Here is a 17370-nt window from a genome sequence, read left to right on the forward strand (position 1 = left end):
TTATGCGCCCTTATCCATGCCGTAGCTGTCAAATTTTGCCCATGTCTGCGTCATATCTACGACAGATCGTGTCACGCGGGCCTCGTCCATCTTAAGCGCAGTCAAGCCCGCTTCTAACGCGTCTAAAACACTCACTTTCAGCGGCACGCCATGGTCAAGATAGGCAACTATATCTGCCGCCATTTGATCATCTGCCCCGTAGTGGTTTTTCACATCCGGCCCGACATGTTCGTTCTCAGAAATCGTCTTTGCGGTGAAAGCATCTGTCACCTTGAAATCATTGCGCACGAAATCGCCCTCGGCCATGCCGCGCGTTCCCATCACTGCAAAGCGGCGGAACTCATCGGGCACATTGATATTGGTGTGAAAGGCCATCACAGCACCATTTTCATACTCAACGTTGGCCGTTTGATAATCAACGATGTCCGCGTCACTCGCGAACTCGTCGTCCACACCGCCCCAGCGCGGCTCGTATCCATAAGGGCGCGTTGGGTCATGCTGGGCGATATTTTCGGCAATGGCGCGGTAATCCGGCGCCACTTTTGGACGGTTGCTTGGCACAAAGCTTTTGCGTCCGCCAAAGCTTGAAATATATTTCGGACGCTCACCCACAACCCCTTGATACAGATCAATATCGTGACAGCATTTTTCCAACATGAACCCGCCAGACAAGGCCGAATTGCGACGCCAATCGCGCATAAAGAAACTGCCGTGATAGCTGCCGATGTGCTCAGAGGCTTCAATGGACACAATCTCGCCAAGCTGGCCCGCGGCCTGCGCGTCTTTGAGCATCACATAAAGCGGCGAATAGCGCAGAACCAAGCCAATCATCACGCGGCGATGGCCACCATGATCGCGCATCAGCTCCAGCAATTCAAAGGTCTCATCTTCGCTGATCACCACTGGCTTTTCGGCAAAAATGTGTGGGACGTCAGCCAGAATAGCACTGCGCAGATGTTGAATGTGTAAATGGTTTGGCGATCCGACCATCAACAGATCGATCTCTTCATGCGCAAGCATATCATCAAGGTCGTCATAAGCGGTCAACGCATGACCAAGCACGCCTTCAAGATAGGGTTTTCCTGCTGGTGACGGGTCCGCATAGGCGACAAATTCAAAATCTGGCTTGGCAATTTTAAACAGATTTGCCACATGCGATATACGCGCGCCCAAGCCAACGATACCTACCTTCATTGAACGACCTCCAGTCGAGATTTCATGAGTTTGACAAGGCCGACATCCAGTGCCGCATCCTTTTCAGGTGAAAAGCCCAAGGCAACCAAGTTTGAGTCTGGCGTCACTGGCGCGCGGCAGGATGAATGCAACTGCGTCACGCCCGTGCCCTCTATAAGCGCTACCGCATTGTCAGGCGTCACACCTGACCCAGGCAAAATTTCAATCCGTCCGTCCGCATGGTCCACAAGGTTTCTAAGGCAGCCCAAACCATCAATCGCTTTCGGTTTCTGCCCAGACGTCAAAACGCGCATCACTCCAAGATCAACGGCCTCATCCAAAGTCCGTTTGGGATCTGAAACCAAATCAAATGCTCGGTGCAGTACAATTTCCATATCGCCAGCCGCGTCACATAACCGATGCATCACTTCAACGTCCAACGTATCATCCGCTGTGAGCGCACCAATGGCGACACCTGCCAGACCCGCTTCTTTTACAAATTTGATATCGTCGATCATTTGGGACACTTCTAACTGATGGTAGCAAAAGCCACCCAGAGTGGGGCGGATCAAAACGATCACAGGGGCCATCAGTTTAACGGCACCAAGAATGCAACCCAAAGACGGCGTCACACCACCAAGTGCAAGAGAAGCACATAGCTCAATACGATCAGCACCGGAACCAACAGCACTTTTCGCGTCGCTCAAACGATCAACACAGACTTCTAGACGCCTAACGCCTGATACGTTTACCTGTTGTGTCATTGTCGCCACCTAAATTTCAAAGTCGCCACCCGCGTTTAAAAATCCTTCAAACCGATATTTTTTCTTTGTTAAGAAAACATTCGGCTCAATGATTTTAGATTTGCACAAGTAATTTTCAAAAACCAGTCTGTAAATTAGATAACCAAACAAAATACACCCGACGGACTGATGAGTTGCCTAAAAAAGGCGCAACAACGATCGCTTAACGCGGCACCCGAGGGGCCAAAATCCATTTCGATAGATATGCACTTGCTAGAAAAATCGGAATCAGCACCGCAAACCCTAGCCTCATGCCTGTGAACTGCGCTGTGAGGCCGATCAATAAGGGGCCTAAAAGCTGCCCGCTCAACGCGATTTGCGACAGAAATGCCAAATGCCGTTCAACCGATGACACAGGCTGAGACGCAACAGCGGTCACTGCAAGCGGGAACCCTGCAGCCAAGCCCAAACCAATACATATAAAGCCAAAATAGGAAACGAATGCTGCGGGTGCGGCGACCAAACAGGCAACACCGATGATCGCAAACCCACATCCCAACATGCAGATTTGACGCCCACTCAAAAATCCGCGAACAAAATCAGATCCGAAACGCCCTAAGGTAATTGATGTGGCATAACACACAAATCCAAGCCCCTCGATGCCGCCTGAAACATCATAGACTTGGGACATATAGACCGAAGCCCAATCAGCCATGGCGCCTTCCCCCATTGCTATTCCAAAGACAAAAAAACTAATGGCAACGGTGGTCCAGCCCAGAAAAAGGCGCTCTTTATGATTGTTATTTATAGGTTTTTCTACTTTTGGGACATCAACGTCGGGGAGAACCTTAAAAACCCAAATCGCCAAAGCGCCCGTGAGGACCGCCAGCAGAACAAGCGTCAAACCGACGGACAGCCCGACAAAAGAAAGCCCACTGGACGCCACGGATCCGGCCAGCAACCCAAGGCTCCAAAATCCGTGTGCGCGCCCCATTATCGGACGTCCACCACGCTTTTCAATCGTATCGGCCACTAAGTTCAGGCCAAGTTCTGCTGCGGCCAAACCAATGCCGACAAGAAAGAGAGTACAGCAAAGAACAGGTAAATTTGCACTAAAACCAGGCAAAGGAATGAAAAGTAAAAACACCAAAAGGCTTAAGGCCGTTGTTTTTCGAACACCCAATTTTGCGTAAACGCGGCTGATGAACATCAACGACAACAGCAACCCCACAGGTACGGCCGCGATCGCGATGGACAGACTTAGGGGGTTCAATGCAAGATCGCGTTGAATTTCAGAAATGCGCACAAGCCAACCGCCCCACGATAGGGGCTGAATGAAAAAGAGCAGATAGAGAGCGTAATAGGCGCGGCGCGGCATGGCGAGTTCCGTATTTTACTGGCAAAAATTTTACTTAAACTAAAGTTTTTTAAGGTTAAATGTAAAACAAGCAGATGCCATACACGCCATTCTCGTTACGCCGTGCTTAAAATTCGCGCATTTGCGTGGCGTTTTCTGTATTAAATAGAGAAAATACAGCTGCTCTGACGTCAGCAACCTCGCTCAGACTTTCAAGCATGCCGCACCGACAAAAAAAGGCCGCAGAAATCCTGCAGCCTTTTCGTTTGAGATTTGATCTAAACTTAGATGTCTTTGACGCAGACTTGTTTTTGTGTGCCCAGTTTTTCGATTCCCAGTTCAACGACGTCACCTTCTTTAAGGTATTTCGGCGGGTTGAAGCCCAAACCAACACCGGGCGGTGTGCCAGTGGAAATGATGTCACCGGGGTGAAGCGTGAAGAATTGCGACAGGTAGGACACCAAGAACGGCACACGGTAGACCATGGTGGACGACGAACCATCTTGCATGCGCTCACCGTTCACATCGAGCCACATGTGCAGGTTGTCAAAATCGCCAACCTCGTCAGGTGTAACCAACCAAGGACCGGTTGGACCGAAGTTGTCCGACGATTTGCCTTTGGACCACTGACCAGAGCGCTCAATTTGGTATTCTCGCTCAGACACGTCGTTGATCAGGCAGAATCCCGCAACGTGATCCATCGCGTCAGCCTCGTCCACATATTTAGCTTTTTTGCCGATCACAAAGCCCAATTCGACTTCCCAATCCGTCTTGGTAGAAGCGCGTGGAATGATAATGTCATCGTTAGGCCCGCAAATCGCTGAGGTGTATTTTGCGAAGATCACAGGCTCAGGCGGCACTTCCAAACCGGATTCCGCGGCATGGTCGGCATAGTTCAGGCCGATACAGATGAATTTGCCTGTTCCGCCGACACAAGCACCATAGCGCGGATTGCCCTCGACCAGTGGCAAGGTTGTTGGATCCATGTCTTTGAGTGCGCTAAGATTCACCAGAACCTCGCCAGCGATATCCGCCACATGTGCCGACAGATCGCGCAAAGCGCCATCCGCGTCAATCATCCCAGGTGTTTCAGAACCGCGGTCCCCGTAACGTACAAGTTTCATAGTCTTCCTTCCTCAAATCTTGTTTTTTTAAGCGGTCCAGCCGCCATCAATGATATGTTCTTGTCCTGTGGTGAAATTCGACTCGTCAGATGCGAGATAGGCCACAAGGGCTGCAACTTCTTCGGGCTCGCCAATGCGGGCCATCGGTTGTCGGCCAATAAATTCGATCAAAGCGCTGTCATAATCACCCGTTTCTCGCAATCGTTGGTGCAAAGATGGGCTGTTAATGGTGCCGGGGCAAATGGAATTACAGCGAATGCCTTGGGTGACGTAATCCGTAGCAATGGCCCGCGTCATGCCTGCAACGGCTGCTTTTGATGCACTATAGGCCAGACGGCTCGCAGGGCCTGTGATCGGGCCTGCAACAGACGACATATTGATGATAGAACCACCGCCGCCGGCAAGCATGGCAGGCAAAAATGCTTTGATCATCCTAAATTGCGCCTTTGCGTTCAACTCGAAGGCAAAGTCCCATTCGTCCTCTGACGTGTTCAAAATATCGCCGGAATGCACAATGCCCGCGCAGTTGAACAGCACGTCGACCGCGCCGAGGTCTTGCGCAAGTGCCGTGACAGCCGCGCCATCCAAGACGTTCAGAACACGCGCTTCTATGCCACCTACAGCGTTCAAATCGGCCATAAGATCAGGGTTGATATCAGTTGCGATCACTGTCGCGCCTTCGGCAGCCATACGTTCAGCACAGGCGCGTCCAATCCCTTGGCCAGCAGCGGTCATGACCACGCGTTTGCCACTTAAACGGTGTTGTAAATTCATTAAATCCCCCTTTTCAAAACATGTATCAGATGCAGATCATCGATGCGCTGTTTTGGTATACCATTTTGAGCGTGAGATAATCAGATCACTGCAATCTTGTCCAATGCAAAGCGAAAAAATTCACCGAAAATCGCAAAACCCAAAGGCAGGACTAAGACGTAAGTCTTACAGATCGAAAAACCCAAGATCGAAAGCCACTTCCAATTCATTTCCACCCTCAGACCTGAGCTTAAACCCCGTCTTTGATTGAAATACCTGAGCAACGCCTGACCATCCAGCGGGGCGCGGCACAACGGCGATGGCGTGCCGCACTTGGGTGTGCAAATCGGGACGCAAGACTAAAGTGGTAACGACCCCTTCGCGTGCTATCGGATTGTCGCCTGAGGCCCCTTCCAACGTTGTTAACCCTGCGCAACAGCCATCCTCAATTCCAAGAACGCCGGTGTGACGTCCATTCCACGGCGCATAATCGCGCCCGCCATTGGATTGCCACATCATCGTGAGCGGCATCACGCGCGGATCTTTGACAAACAGCACAATGTCATCTTCGGCATAGCGTGTGACAGCGGTCCAGCCGAACTGTGCGTCGTCAGCCTCGACAAGCGTGATGAAATCCTCATGCCCTGTGTCAGACGGGTAGTGGTGTAGATCAACATGACCGCCATCCGCGCTTGGAAACTTCGACAGATCAGCGCCGCGCGCGGGATAGGCAAAACGATGTGATTCTTCCAAAGGGCTGGACGGTGTCATTGCGGCCTTTTTCGCTGAAAAACCGATATGCCCGCCCGCCAATAAATGCAGCATGGGATGATGCGCGAATGTCAACGCGCCCTGCCCGCCCGTGATGACATGCGTTTGATACAAAACGGAATGTCCGGCAATCACGCGCAATTCTTTGGTGATCCGCGCGCCGAAAACGGTGCTATTAAGCGCCAGTTTCAGCACTGCCATATCATCGTTTTGTGCGCGCAGCACAGGCGTCCATTCAGAATTTGCCGTCCACCCATGGGGCGGAACATCTGCGACCCCAGAGGCACCAAAGGGGGCACAAAAGAAGTCCCCTGCAAGATGTTCGTCGACTGGAGCCTCAAGAGATTGGGCAGCATCCGTGCCGACCCAATGCGCGGTGTGCAATATTTCTCGCCCCGCAATTGAGAAGGTGCGAATATTGCCAATAGTTGGATCTAACGCGACGGATACGTCGCCTGCTCCGATGCGGACCCAACTATCCATGACGTCAGCCTTTAAATCCAGTCGCGACGACAAACTTTTCGGAACTGTCAGACCGCGATGCCGGCGGTTTGACGTGCATCACCTTAGTGAAACGTTGTTTAAGTACCTTTTGCAAATCGCCCTCAGCACCGCCAGCCAAGACCTTGGCCACGAATGTCCCGCCCTCTTCCAACACGTCAAAAGCGAAATAGGCCGCAGCTTCGCATAGGGCCATGATGCGGTTGTGGTCGGTTTGTTTGTGACCTGACGCAGAAGCAGCCATATCGGACATCACAACATCAGCCGAGCCGCCAAGCCATTTCTTGGTCTTGATATCCGCGTCATCTTCCATGAAGTCGAGCTGGTGGATTTCCGCGCCCGCAATAGGTTCGACCTCTTGCAGATCGACACCCAAAACAAACCCAATGCGCTTGCCGGATTTTTCGCCCAAAGCATTCACCCGTTTGACGGCGACCTGACACCATCCACCAGGGGCACAGCCCAAATCCACCACCCGCGCGCCCGGCACGAGAAAGCGAAACTTGTCATCCAGCTCAAGAATTTTATACGCCGCACGGCCGCGATACCCATCAGTCTGGGCGCGTTTCACATATGGGTCGTTCAATTGACGCTCAAGCCAAAGCGTCGACGACAGCTTGCGCCCGCGTGCGGATTTCACTTTCACCCGCAGATCGCGTTCGCCGCGACCTGATGATTTTTTGTCAGCCATGTTCATAAATTCCCGTATTTGCAAGCCTTATAGCAGCAACCTATGCCAATAGGAAAGCATGGGCTTTGGCCTGCGGATCACGTTTTGAGGCCCAAATGTCGATTTTTCATCAAACAAACACCGTTAAACCACAGGTAATAGGCTTATACAGCTAAGCATTTACCAAGAGACGTTTATCCGCGCGCCGCGATTTGCAATTCTTTTGCGCGCTTAGACGAAATGCCAAGCACCGCTTCGATTTGGTGCAATAGCTCGTCTTCCTCAACATGTTTGATGCCATCCGCGTAGACAACGGCCCAAAGCGCGCTCAAGGTGGCTTCCTTTTCGGTCGCACTGATCGCGTCTTTTATAATACCCGTCATCTCGACAGTATCGGGCATCTCTGCTTCCAACTTTTCGCACGATGCGCGCATTTTCGCGGCCTCGATGGGGTTCAAGTCAAAGCGCTGCGCCAGCACCTGATCGATTATCTGAATTTCTTCGAACAAAATCTTTTGATCGGCTTTGGCTGCACGCACCAAGAGTGCGCCCATAGCATGTTGGGCATCCGCCTCGGGCAGTGGCGTTTGGTAGGTTTTGACCTGACCAAGAAGCGAAAGCAGGTTTTCAAACATTGTAGGTATTCCAATTCAATGATGCGTTCACGCTATCAGCACGTCACACATCATGCGAGCAAAATGTCGCCAAGCGGATGTTGCGTCACCTAAGCCCCAGAACCGGACGCAGATGACGCCGATCATTTAGTCAAAAGCTTTGAGACGCTTGAGCAAACTAGACGTGTCCCAACGACCGCCGCCCATTTTTTGCACATCTTTGTAGAACTGATCGACCAAAGCCGTGACAGGCAGACTGGCGCCCACGTCATCTGCGGCTTCCAAACAGATCGCCAAATCTTTGCGCATCCAATCGACAGCGAAACCGTGTTCATAGTGATCGGCCAACATGGTTTTGTGACGGTTGACCATCTGCCAGCTGCCCGCGGCCCCACCAGAGATCACATCGACCAAAGCTTCACCATCAAGGCCAGATTTTTCCGCCAAATGCAGCGCCTCAGACAGACCTTGCACCAAGCCCGCGATGGCGATTTGGTTGCACATTTTGGCGGTTTGTCCCGCACCAACCTCGCCCAAACGTTTGACGATTTTGCCGTAGGCTTGCATCACAGGCTTGGCTGATGCGTAATCCGCATCTGAGCCGCCACACATTACAGACAAAACACCGTTTTCAGCACCAGCTTGGCCACCAGAGACAGGCGCGTCGACATAACCAATGCCCATTTCGGCTGCAATCGCCGCCAATTCACGAGTCACTTTGGCCGAAACCGTGGTGTGATCAACAAAAATTGCACCTTTGGACATGCCTGCAAATGCACCGTTTCCGCCCAAGCACACAGACCGCAGATCATCATCATTGCCCACGCAGGCCATCACGAAATCGCAGCCAGCTGCAGCCTCACGCGGGGTGGGTTGAGTTGCACCATTATGGGTGTCGGCCCATGTTTGCGCTTTTGCGGGGGTGCGGTTGAAGACGGTCACAGAATGGTCCGCGGCGGCCAAATGCCCCGCCATCGGAAATCCCATAACCCCAAGTCCCAAAAATGCTACAGTCGCCATGGCTTTTTTCCTCTGACTATATGTGGTTTAACGCTTCATGAGTCCTAAACCACAGGACCGCCGCGTTCACAATAAGCAGGTCTGCACAGCCCATGGCACTTTTCTTCAAATGGCTTTTTCGCATCGTCACAGGTGTCACTATTTTCGCCCTGCTCGCCGGATACATGGCTTACTATTTAGGGTCGCGGTCCCTGCCCGATTACAGCGCCTCCTATAACGTCAGCGGCATCACCGGTCCGATCGAGATTGCCCGCGACACCGCAAATGTGCCACATATTTTTGGCGAAAACGACGCGGATGTGTTTTACGGTCTCGGATTTGCCCATGCCCAAGACCGCCTGTTTCAAATGATGTTGTTGCGCCGCACGGCCCAAGGCAAACTGTCCGAAGTCTTTGGCGAGCGCACAAAAAACACTGACATTTTAATGCGCCGTTTGGGAGTTTATGACGCCGCTGTTGCCTCCGCGCCGCTTCAGACCCCCGAAACCATGGCTGCACTCACCGCCTATGCGCGCGGCGTGAATGCGTGGATTGGCGAAGTCAACAAAGGTGCTATGGGGCGTGGCGCCCCTGAATTTTTCTTGTTTCCATCTGAAATCTCATACTGGCGCCCCGAGGATTCCATCGCTTTGTTGAAACTGGTGGCGCTGCGCCTGTCGGATCATATTCCATCCGAAGTCTTGCGTGCGCGTACTTCTTTGATGCTGCCTCCTGAGCGGGTCAAAGACATCTTGCCAGACGCCCCCGGCGCGCCAACGGCACTGCTGAACGGCTTTGCCAGCTTATTCCCAGACGTATCGCCTTTCACACCCGAGGCCGACGTTGACTATGCCATGGCGGGTTTCAATTCCGCGCCGCTTGGAGGGGCGTCAAACGTCTGGGCCGCGTCACCAGACCGTGCGGCCTCTGGCGCGTCTTTGATGGCCAACGATCCGCATTTGGGCTTCAGCGCCCCCGGTGCGTGGTATCTGGCCCGTGTTGAATTACAATCCGGCGGCGTGATTGGCGCCACTATCCCTGGCATTCCGTTTGTGATCGCGGGGCGCAAAGAGGTGCTGTCATGGGGCATAACCTCGGCCTACACCGATGATGCAGATTTGTTCATCGAGCAGGTGAATCCCAGCGCGCCGAACGAAGTCATGACGCCGGACGGCTACAAAAAAATGATCAGCAAACAATCGATTCTGCGGATCAAAGACCAAGCGCCGGAAACTTTGACGCTGCAGTGGACAGACAACGGGCCTGTGCTGCCGCAAACTGCCTTCAATCTGAACACGGTCACGCCCAATGGCTATATCGTGTCTGTGTCTTGGACTCCTTTGGCCCATGATGACACTTCATTGTCTGCGCTGATGCAGTTGATGCAATCGGGCACCGTACGCCAAGGCATCGAGGCTGGGCGTGGTTTTGTCGCCCCTGCCCTCAATCTGGCTTTGGCGGACCCTGATCACATCGCGCAAAAAACCATTGGCCGTGCGCCCATTCGCGATGCTGCGCACCAAAGCCAAGGCCGCATTCCATCACAAGGCTGGGTCGCTGAGAACCAGTGGCAAGGGTATCGTCCCTATGACGATCTGCCGTTGTTTTCGCCGGCCAGTGGTGGGATCATTGGCAACACCAACAACAAAACCACCAACGCCGCCTTTCCTGACCATTTGACCTTTCACTGGGGCGACACGCAGCGCATTGAACGGTGGAAACGCTTGATGCAAAGCCGCGAAGTGCACACGCGCGAAAGCTTTATCGAGGCGCAAAATGATATCGTATCTTACTCTGCGCGATCTCTTTTGCCGCTGATTGCCGCCGATCTGTGGTTCACCGGCGAGGCTGCCCCTGAAGGTACGCCAGAACGCCAACGTCAACGCGCGTTGAACTTGTTGGCCGAATGGAACGGTGAAATGAATGAACATTTGCCGGAACCCTTAATCTATTACGCGTGGATGCGTGCGTTGCAAGACCGCTTGATCCGCGACGAGCTTGGCCCGCTGGCCCATGCCTATACCCATGTGGAACCTTTGTTCATCGAACGCGTTTACCGCGACATCGGCGGTGCATCCATTTGGTGTGACGTTTTGCAATCAGCCGCCGTTGAGACCTGTGCAAATATCGCAAGCCTCGCCTTGGATGACGCTTTGCTTTGGGTTGGCGAAACCTATGGCACGGCTTTGGAATCCCTGCGCTGGGGCGATGCGCATACAGCGCAGCACACACACCCTGTGCTTGGCAACGTGCCCTTCATCAAATGGATCGTTAATATTCGCCAATCCACCTCTGGCGGCGACAACACATTGATGCGCGGCGTCACGGCCGGTACAGGCAATCAGCCTTTTGCCAATGTCCACGGGGCTGCCTATCGTGGCGTGTATGACTTTGCCGACCCTGACAGTTCGGTGTTTATCACCGCGACAGGACAATCGGGACATCCGCTGTCGCGTCACTACGATGATCTGGGGGAGCTGTGGCGAAGGGGCGAATATGTGCCCATGACATTGGACCCAACACTCGCAAGAGCCGCCGGTGTTGGCATTACACACATTTTGCCCGAAGATAATGATATTAAATAAAGAACGCCGCCCCACGCGCTTTTTTCTAAAAGTAAGGAGCCGATCATGACGCCGTCTTCACCCAAAGTGCAGCTTTTTGCCTTAGACGGTCGCGGTGCCGCGCGCGCTGCTGACTTGCATGAGCTTTCGCTTACGAAAGATACGGCAGACAGTCGCGCTTTTGGTTTCGCTTGGGTCTTTTGTGGAACAGATCGAGAGGCAGCTATAGTAGAGTTGGCATCGTTTCACTTAGACCATTTTGTGACGGATGCGTTGACCGCTGATGAGACCCGCCCACGCTGCACAGTTCACGGAGATGGAGTGATTATCAACCTAAGAGGCGTAAACCTGAATGACGGCGCGGACCCTGAGGACATGATTTCCGTGCGTCTGTGGGTCGAAAAGGGACGCATCATTGGCGTCTGGAGACGTCCGCTCAAAGCCATCGCGGATATCTTTGAGGCCATGGAACGCGGCAAAGCGCCTGAAACGCCAGGGGATTTTATCGCCAAACTGTCCTTGCGCTTGTCTGATCGCGCCGAACCAATCGTCGCCGCCCTAAATGAAGAGATCGACACCTTGGAAGACACCCTCGCGGATGGAACACTGTCTGAGACGCGCCGTACGCTGGCAGGTCTTCGCCAAACAGCAACCGTTTTAAGGCGCTATATGTTTCCACAGCGCGATGCGTTGACCACGCTTGAGATTGAAGATGTCTCTTGGCTTTTGCCCCAAGATCGCAGCCGTATCCGCGAGGCCGCAGACCGTGTGACACGCATGGCTGAAGAACTAGACGCCATACGCGATCGTGCCCAAATTGTGCAAGATCAGATCATGGATCAACGGGCCGAAGCGATGAACCGGCAGATGCTTTTGCTCTCTATCGTTGCCGCGATTTTCTTGCCGCTTGGACTGCTCACTGGTCTTTTGGGCGTGAATGTTGGCGGCATTCCCTTGGCGCAAAATCCTTGGGGTTTTGCCATTGTCTGCCTCACTCTGGTCGTGGTCTGTGCAGGGCAAATTTGGCTGTTCAAACGTATGAAAATGTTTGACACTTGATCTATCAGTCTTAAAGGCTATCCCAAAAGCAACCAAAGAAACCGTGATGTTCGACAGCCTTTGGAGCAAGCTCAGATACTACGCCAGCACTTTTGCGAGTATCGGTCTAGTGTTTGGTTTCATAGGCTATTGGGGCTTTGACATCCGCTCTGGCGGCTCGATTGGATCGTCCAGTTGATTTTTCTGTTCCGCTGGGCGGCAGACGGCGCGCAGATATTTTGTCCGACAACTATGGCCACGTCATCGTCGGCCACGCAATCATGGGACTGGCCTTGGCGTTATGGGTTGGTTGGTGCTTGTGTCTATGTGTGGCGTACAGGGGTCTTTTAAACCCATTGAACCTCGCAAAGATGACAACGCCCCAATCACAAGTAACAGGGGCGCTTGGTCTTACATTTCGCGGTATTCTTGTTCCTGACGCGGCGTCCATAAAACTGTAACTTCATAGCCGTTTTCTGTCGCTTCTTCGCTTTCAAGGATTTGTTGTTCAAACAACCAAGCACGTTTTTTGCCCTCAGCATAAGGGATCACAAATTCGCGGCGGATTTTCTCTTCCTCAAAGAAGCTCGAAATAGCAGCCAAAAGTTCGGGCACGCCCTCGCCTGTGATAGCAGAGATCGCGAATTTGTCGTCTTCGGCCTCAGCTCGGGTCAAACGCGCCTCACGGGCATCGCCTTCCAGCAGATCGATTTTGTTCCACACTTCGAACATCGGCGCGTCTTCTTTGATGCCCAGATCGTTCAAAATGGTCCGCACATCCAAGGCCTGCTCATGGGTTTTCTCATGCGCAATATCGCGCACGTGGATGATCAGATCCGCGTCGAGCACCTCTTCCAACGTCGCACGGAACGAGGCCACAAGCTGTGTCGGCAAGGACGAGATGAATCCCACCGTGTCTGACAGAATGATCTCGCGATCTGTGCCACCTTGCGGAGCTTCCAAAACGACGGAGCGCATGGTCGGATCAAGCGTGGCGAACAACATATCTTTGACAAACACATCTGCACCAGTGACCTTGTTGAAAAAGGTCGATTTACCGGCGTTGGTATAACCCACCAAAGCGACAATCGGGTACGGCACTTTGGCGCGCGAGGCGCGGTGCAATTCGCGCGTTTTCACAACCTTTTCCAGCTGCTTGCGCAAACGATTCAAGTGATCATCAATGGCGCGTCTGTCCGCTTCGATCTGAGTTTCGCCCGGACCGCCTACAAAGCCCAGACCACCACGTTGGCGTTCCAAGTGGGTCCAAGCCCGCACTAGACGGGTCCGTTGATAGCTTAATGCCGCCATCTCGACCTGAAGCACACCCTCGCGGGTGCGCGCACGATCCGAAAAAATTTCAAGGATCAGGCCGGTGCGATCCAGCAGTTTGACCTTCCACTCTTTTTCAAGATTGCGCTGTTGGGCAGGACTAACAGGGCCATCCACAAGCACGAGGTCAATTTCGTTTTCTTCCAAACGCAGGCGCAACTCTTCGATCTTACCTTTGCCAAACAACCAACCGGGTTGCAGCTTGGGCAGACGCACGATTTCACCCCCGATGGTCTCGAGGGATGGCAAAGCAGCGGCCAAAGAAACAGCTTCGGCAAGACCTGATGCAGGGTCGCGCCGGTTGCGGTCGGATTGAATGTCTGGGTGGATCACCCAAGCGCGCGTCAGCGGCTTATCATGTTCTTGCAAAGCTTACTCTTCGCCGTCGTACAGGCTGATAGGCGTTGATGGCATGATGGTTGAAATCGCGTGCTTGTAGACAAGCTGAGACTGGCCATCGCGGCGTAAAAGAACGCAAAAGTTGTCAAACCAAGTGATCACACCTTGAAGTTTCACACCGTTGATCAAGAAAATTGTGACTGGAACTTTAGCTTTACGAACATTGTTCAAAAATGCGTCTTGCAGGTTTTGCTTATCGGCGGCCATATCTTTTTGCCTTTTTTCTTGCGCTTTTGTTGCGAACTGCCTCTCTGACGGCAGCACTTTCGCGTACGTTCGCAACATGTTGGGGCAAATGTCAAGATTTCCACCCCTCTAAATCGTTAACTTTTTCCCAAATCGTCGCAATTAACCTGCGTTGGGGCAATTCATGAAGGTTTCAATGCTCAGCGGCGCCAAAACTCTGGATTGAGCAGGGCAACAATCGCCAACATTTCGAGCCGTCCGAGCACCATAGTGGCCGCCAAAATCGCTTTGGGGATTGTGTCCAAGTCTGCATAGCTAAAGGGAACTTCGGCTGCAAAATAGACAAGTGGCCCTGTTGTGGTCAGTGCAGAAACCGTGAACACAGCCGCAGCTTCGAAATGCAGGCCAAACAAAGACAGCGCCATCATCACCACGGCGATTGTCAGGGCAAAGAGCATGAAATAAACCCAAGCCACATAGGCGCCTTGGCGGCGCAATCTGCGCGCTGTGGCCCCTGCACCGCCGACAGAATTGGGTGAAATCATTTTTTCAATTTCGCGTTCGCTGTGACGCACCAAAGCGTAAAGACGCAAGAGTTTCACCCCGCCCGCCGTGGTGGCGACACCGCCGCCAAACACAGCCAAGCCGAACAACAATACGCCAGGCGCTTGCAGCCCAGACCACAGTCTTGCCGCATCCCAACTGCTGCTTTCAAATCCTGTGGTGGTCAAAAACGACATCACCATAAAGGCGCTGCCCCACAGCGACTGCACCACTGCAACCAGATTACTTTGCTCGGACACTTCCAAAGCGCTGCTCCAATGGCGCAAAAATAAAATGATTGGCAATCCGATCAGTAAAACCAATGCGATCTTAATTTCTGAATCGCGGCGCAGCGGTTTTACGTCATTCCCAATTTGATCAATTGTGAAGGTCTTGCGCGACAGAGCCAGCGTCAGGAAAGCAAACACAAGCAGCTCCGCGCCAAAATTAGAGTGACCTTCAACAAAGCCTCCGACCGGCGAAATACCTGAGGTGGCCATGGTAGACATCGCATGACACAGCGCGACGAAAGGCGTGGCGCCCGTCATAGCCAAAGCGAACCACAACACTAGAGTAAGGCCTAAATAGATCGGAAAAAGGCGCTGCGTGTAACGCGACAAACGTTCAGGCCCCGCAGCAACTTGCACGATCTGCGAAGCCCCTGTCGTAACCATATCGCCTCTGGTCGGCGCGCGTGCTGCAATGACTTCAAAACCACCCAAATTGAGAGGAGCCAACACTGCGATAGCCGTCACCCAAGCAAACAATCCGCCAAGCCAGCCCACAATTGAAATCCAAAGGTGGACGGTCGTCGGCAAGCGATTGGGGTCTTCAAAAACAGTCGCACCCGTTGTGGTAAGGGCAGACACCATTTCAAAATACGCATTGAAAAAAGTCGTGTTGGGAATGGATTCCGAGAATGGCACAGCCAAGATCACGGGCAACACCGTATATGCCGCCAAGAGCACCAATAGTTGATTGCGGCCTTCACGATCGCGATCCTTGCGGGTGTCGCGATCTTCTGTGGCTTCACCGCGAAACCGGGTGATGGCGACCAGACAGGCCAGTGTGCCGAACAAAATACCTGAATAAAAGAACGACCGAGAGGCCAAAAACTGCGATACGAGCCCACCGTAAATGGCAGGCACCATCATCGCGCCGGAGCAAATCAACATCAGTTGAATAAAGAACGGCATGCGTGAGAAACGGTTCATTAGAAGTAATCGATCGAAACTTGTAAAAGCCGTTCCACTTCTGGAACATCTGCAGCCAATGAGAACAGCGTCAGCACGTCGCCCTCTTCTATGCGGGTTTCTGCGGAGGGCTTCTTGTATTGATCACCGTGCATCAAAGCACCGACCAAAACCCCCTCGGGAAAATCGATATCGCGAATGCGTCGGCCAGACAAAGGCGAGGTCGACAGAACTTGCGCTTCGATGACCTCGGCTTCGCCATCGCCGATGGAATAGACATTACGCACGCGGCCATGGCGGATGTGGCGCAAAATAGACGACACCGTTGTGGCCCGCGGGTTGATATAGGCGTCGATATCAAGCGCTGTGAGCACAGGCACCAATGATGGATCGTTTACCAAGCAAATCGCCATCGCACAGCCTGCTTGTTTGGCGCGCACGGCGGACAACATATTTACTTTATCATCGTCGGTGACACATAAAACCGCATCAGCGCGCGCGATACCTGCTTCGGTCAAGACTTCATTGTCCAAAGCATCCCCGTGCAAAACGATCGTACGCTCAAGCGCATCTGCGGCTTTCTCTGCGATGGTTCGGTTTTTTTCAATCACCTTGGCACGCACCCGCTCGGTGCGCGCCTCTAGCGCTTGAGCCACGCCAAGACCCACATTACCACCGCCCAAAATCACAACGCGTTCTTGTTTGCGGTTGGTTTTGCCGAAAATTTCCAAAGACCGCGTCAGATCTTTGGAATGGGCAAAAAGATAGACATCATCGCCCGCATAAAGTTGATCACCGGCGTTGGGAGAAAACAACGTCCCGTCACGACGCACGCCGACCACGATGGCCCGCAAGGTCGAAAATAAATCTGTCAATTCACGCAAGGATGTATTGAGCACGGGACAATTCTCATCGAGAGAAATCCCGATCAACTGGGCTACGCCGCCGAAAAACGACTGCGTGTCAAATGCTGCAGGCGCGGCCAAACGGCGCAACGCAGCTTCGGCCACTTCTTTTTCGGGCGAAATCACCACGTCGATGGGCATGTGATCGCGACGATACAGATCTGAGTAGATCGCAGTCAAATACGATTGCGCCCGCAAACGCGCAATTTTGCGCGGCACGTTGAACACCGAATGAGCCACCTGACAGGTGACCATATTGACCTCATCTGAATGAGTTGCGGCTATAATCATGTCAGCATCACGCGCCCCTGCTTTTGCAAGCACATCAGGGTAGGACGCAAAGCCTTCGACCCCTTGTACATCCAAAGTATCAGTCGCACGGCGCACCAAGTCGGGATTGTTATCCACAACGGTAACATCGTTCTTTTCGCCAGACAGCTGACGTGCGATTTGCCAGCCCACTTGGCCAGCTCCGCAAATGATGACTTTCATTGCATCATCCCTT

The 17370-nt window shown here is 52.9% G+C and carries 16 protein-coding genes; 3 read left to right on the plus strand and 13 right to left on the minus strand.

The window, feature by feature from the left end; translation table 11 throughout:
* The 9 genes from WNY38_RS02600 to WNY38_RS02640 form a co-directional block, all read right to left on the minus strand.
* Positions 1-1194, minus strand: coding sequence for a Gfo/Idh/MocA family oxidoreductase (locus tag WNY38_RS02600; protein ID WP_342855745.1), 1194 nt, complete (start codon positions 1192-1194; stop codon positions 1-3).
* Entirely contained in the window at positions 1191-1937 is a 747-nt protein-coding gene (locus WNY38_RS02605; RefSeq protein WP_342855746.1) for a copper homeostasis protein CutC, read from the minus strand. Before WNY38_RS02605 ends, WNY38_RS02600 begins: the two co-directional genes overlap by 4 nt.
* A gap of 202 nt (positions 1938-2139) precedes the next feature.
* Positions 2140-3294: an MFS transporter gene (locus tag WNY38_RS02610; protein ID WP_342855747.1), complete on the minus strand. Its 1155-nt coding sequence runs from the start codon at positions 3292-3294 to the stop codon at positions 2140-2142.
* A 263-nt stretch (positions 3295-3557) separates the two neighbouring features.
* The gene (locus tag WNY38_RS02615) at positions 3558-4397 is read right to left on the minus strand and encodes a fumarylacetoacetate hydrolase family protein (protein WP_342855748.1); all 840 of its coding nucleotides are present in this window, start codon (positions 4395-4397) and stop codon (positions 3558-3560) included.
* A gap of 27 nt (positions 4398-4424) precedes the next feature.
* Positions 4425-5171 carry an SDR family oxidoreductase gene (locus tag WNY38_RS02620; protein ID WP_342855749.1) on the minus strand — a complete coding sequence of 249 codons (747 nt, stop codon included), beginning with the start codon at positions 5169-5171 and terminating at the stop codon, positions 4425-4427.
* 165 nt (positions 5172-5336) lie between these two features.
* Positions 5337-6404 (minus strand): hypothetical protein, encoded by a 1068-nt coding sequence (locus WNY38_RS02625; RefSeq protein WP_342855750.1) that lies wholly within the window; start codon positions 6402-6404, stop codon positions 5337-5339.
* A 4-nt stretch (positions 6405-6408) separates the two neighbouring features.
* Positions 6409-7113 carry an RlmE family RNA methyltransferase gene (locus WNY38_RS02630; protein WP_342855751.1) on the minus strand — a complete coding sequence of 235 codons (705 nt, stop codon included), beginning with the start codon at positions 7111-7113 and terminating at the stop codon, positions 6409-6411.
* A gap of 173 nt (positions 7114-7286) precedes the next feature.
* On the minus strand, positions 7287-7727 hold the full coding sequence (locus WNY38_RS02635; protein WP_342855752.1) for a TerB family tellurite resistance protein: 441 nt from the start codon (positions 7725-7727) through the stop codon (positions 7287-7289).
* A gap of 126 nt (positions 7728-7853) precedes the next feature.
* Positions 7854-8726 carry an NAD(P)-dependent oxidoreductase gene (locus tag WNY38_RS02640; protein ID WP_342855753.1) on the minus strand — a complete coding sequence of 291 codons (873 nt, stop codon included), beginning with the start codon at positions 8724-8726 and terminating at the stop codon, positions 7854-7856.
* 92 nt (positions 8727-8818) lie between these two features.
* Between WNY38_RS02640 and WNY38_RS02645 the strand changes: the two genes are divergently transcribed.
* From WNY38_RS02645 to WNY38_RS02655, 3 genes are read left to right on the plus strand one after another with little or no spacing between them, the layout of a single operon-like run.
* A complete protein-coding gene (locus WNY38_RS02645) occupies positions 8819-11290 on the plus strand; it encodes a penicillin acylase family protein (protein WP_342855754.1) in 2472 nt (823 codons plus the stop codon).
* 45 nt (positions 11291-11335) lie between these two features.
* Positions 11336-12328 (plus strand): zinc transporter ZntB, encoded by a 993-nt coding sequence (locus WNY38_RS02650; protein WP_342855755.1) that lies wholly within the window; start codon positions 11336-11338, stop codon positions 12326-12328.
* Between the two features lie 46 nt (positions 12329-12374).
* The gene (locus WNY38_RS02655) at positions 12375-12506 is read left to right on the plus strand and encodes a hypothetical protein (protein ID WP_342855756.1); all 132 of its coding nucleotides are present in this window, start codon (positions 12375-12377) and stop codon (positions 12504-12506) included.
* 212 nt (positions 12507-12718) lie between these two features.
* Here WNY38_RS02655 and hflX read toward each other — a convergent pair whose 3' ends face one another.
* The 4 genes from hflX to trkA form a co-directional block, all read right to left on the minus strand.
* Positions 12719-14008: a GTPase HflX gene (gene hflX / locus WNY38_RS02660; protein WP_342855757.1), complete on the minus strand. Its 1290-nt coding sequence runs from the start codon at positions 14006-14008 to the stop codon at positions 12719-12721.
* A 3-nt stretch (positions 14009-14011) separates the two neighbouring features.
* Positions 14012-14245: an RNA chaperone Hfq gene (gene hfq, locus WNY38_RS02665; RefSeq protein WP_085849467.1), complete on the minus strand. Its 234-nt coding sequence runs from the start codon at positions 14243-14245 to the stop codon at positions 14012-14014.
* Between the two features lie 179 nt (positions 14246-14424).
* Positions 14425-15981 (minus strand): potassium transporter TrkG, encoded by a 1557-nt coding sequence (locus tag WNY38_RS02670; RefSeq protein WP_342855758.1) that lies wholly within the window; start codon positions 15979-15981, stop codon positions 14425-14427.
* On the minus strand, positions 15981-17357 hold the full coding sequence (trkA, locus tag WNY38_RS02675; RefSeq protein ID WP_342855759.1) for a Trk system potassium transporter TrkA: 1377 nt from the start codon (positions 17355-17357) through the stop codon (positions 15981-15983). The genes WNY38_RS02670 and trkA overlap by 1 nt, the downstream gene beginning before the upstream one ends.
* Positions 17358-17370 lie beyond the last annotated feature (13 nt).

Source organism: Pacificibacter sp. AS14, assembly GCF_038899935.1.
Lineage (GTDB): Bacteria > Pseudomonadota > Alphaproteobacteria > Rhodobacterales > Rhodobacteraceae > Celeribacter.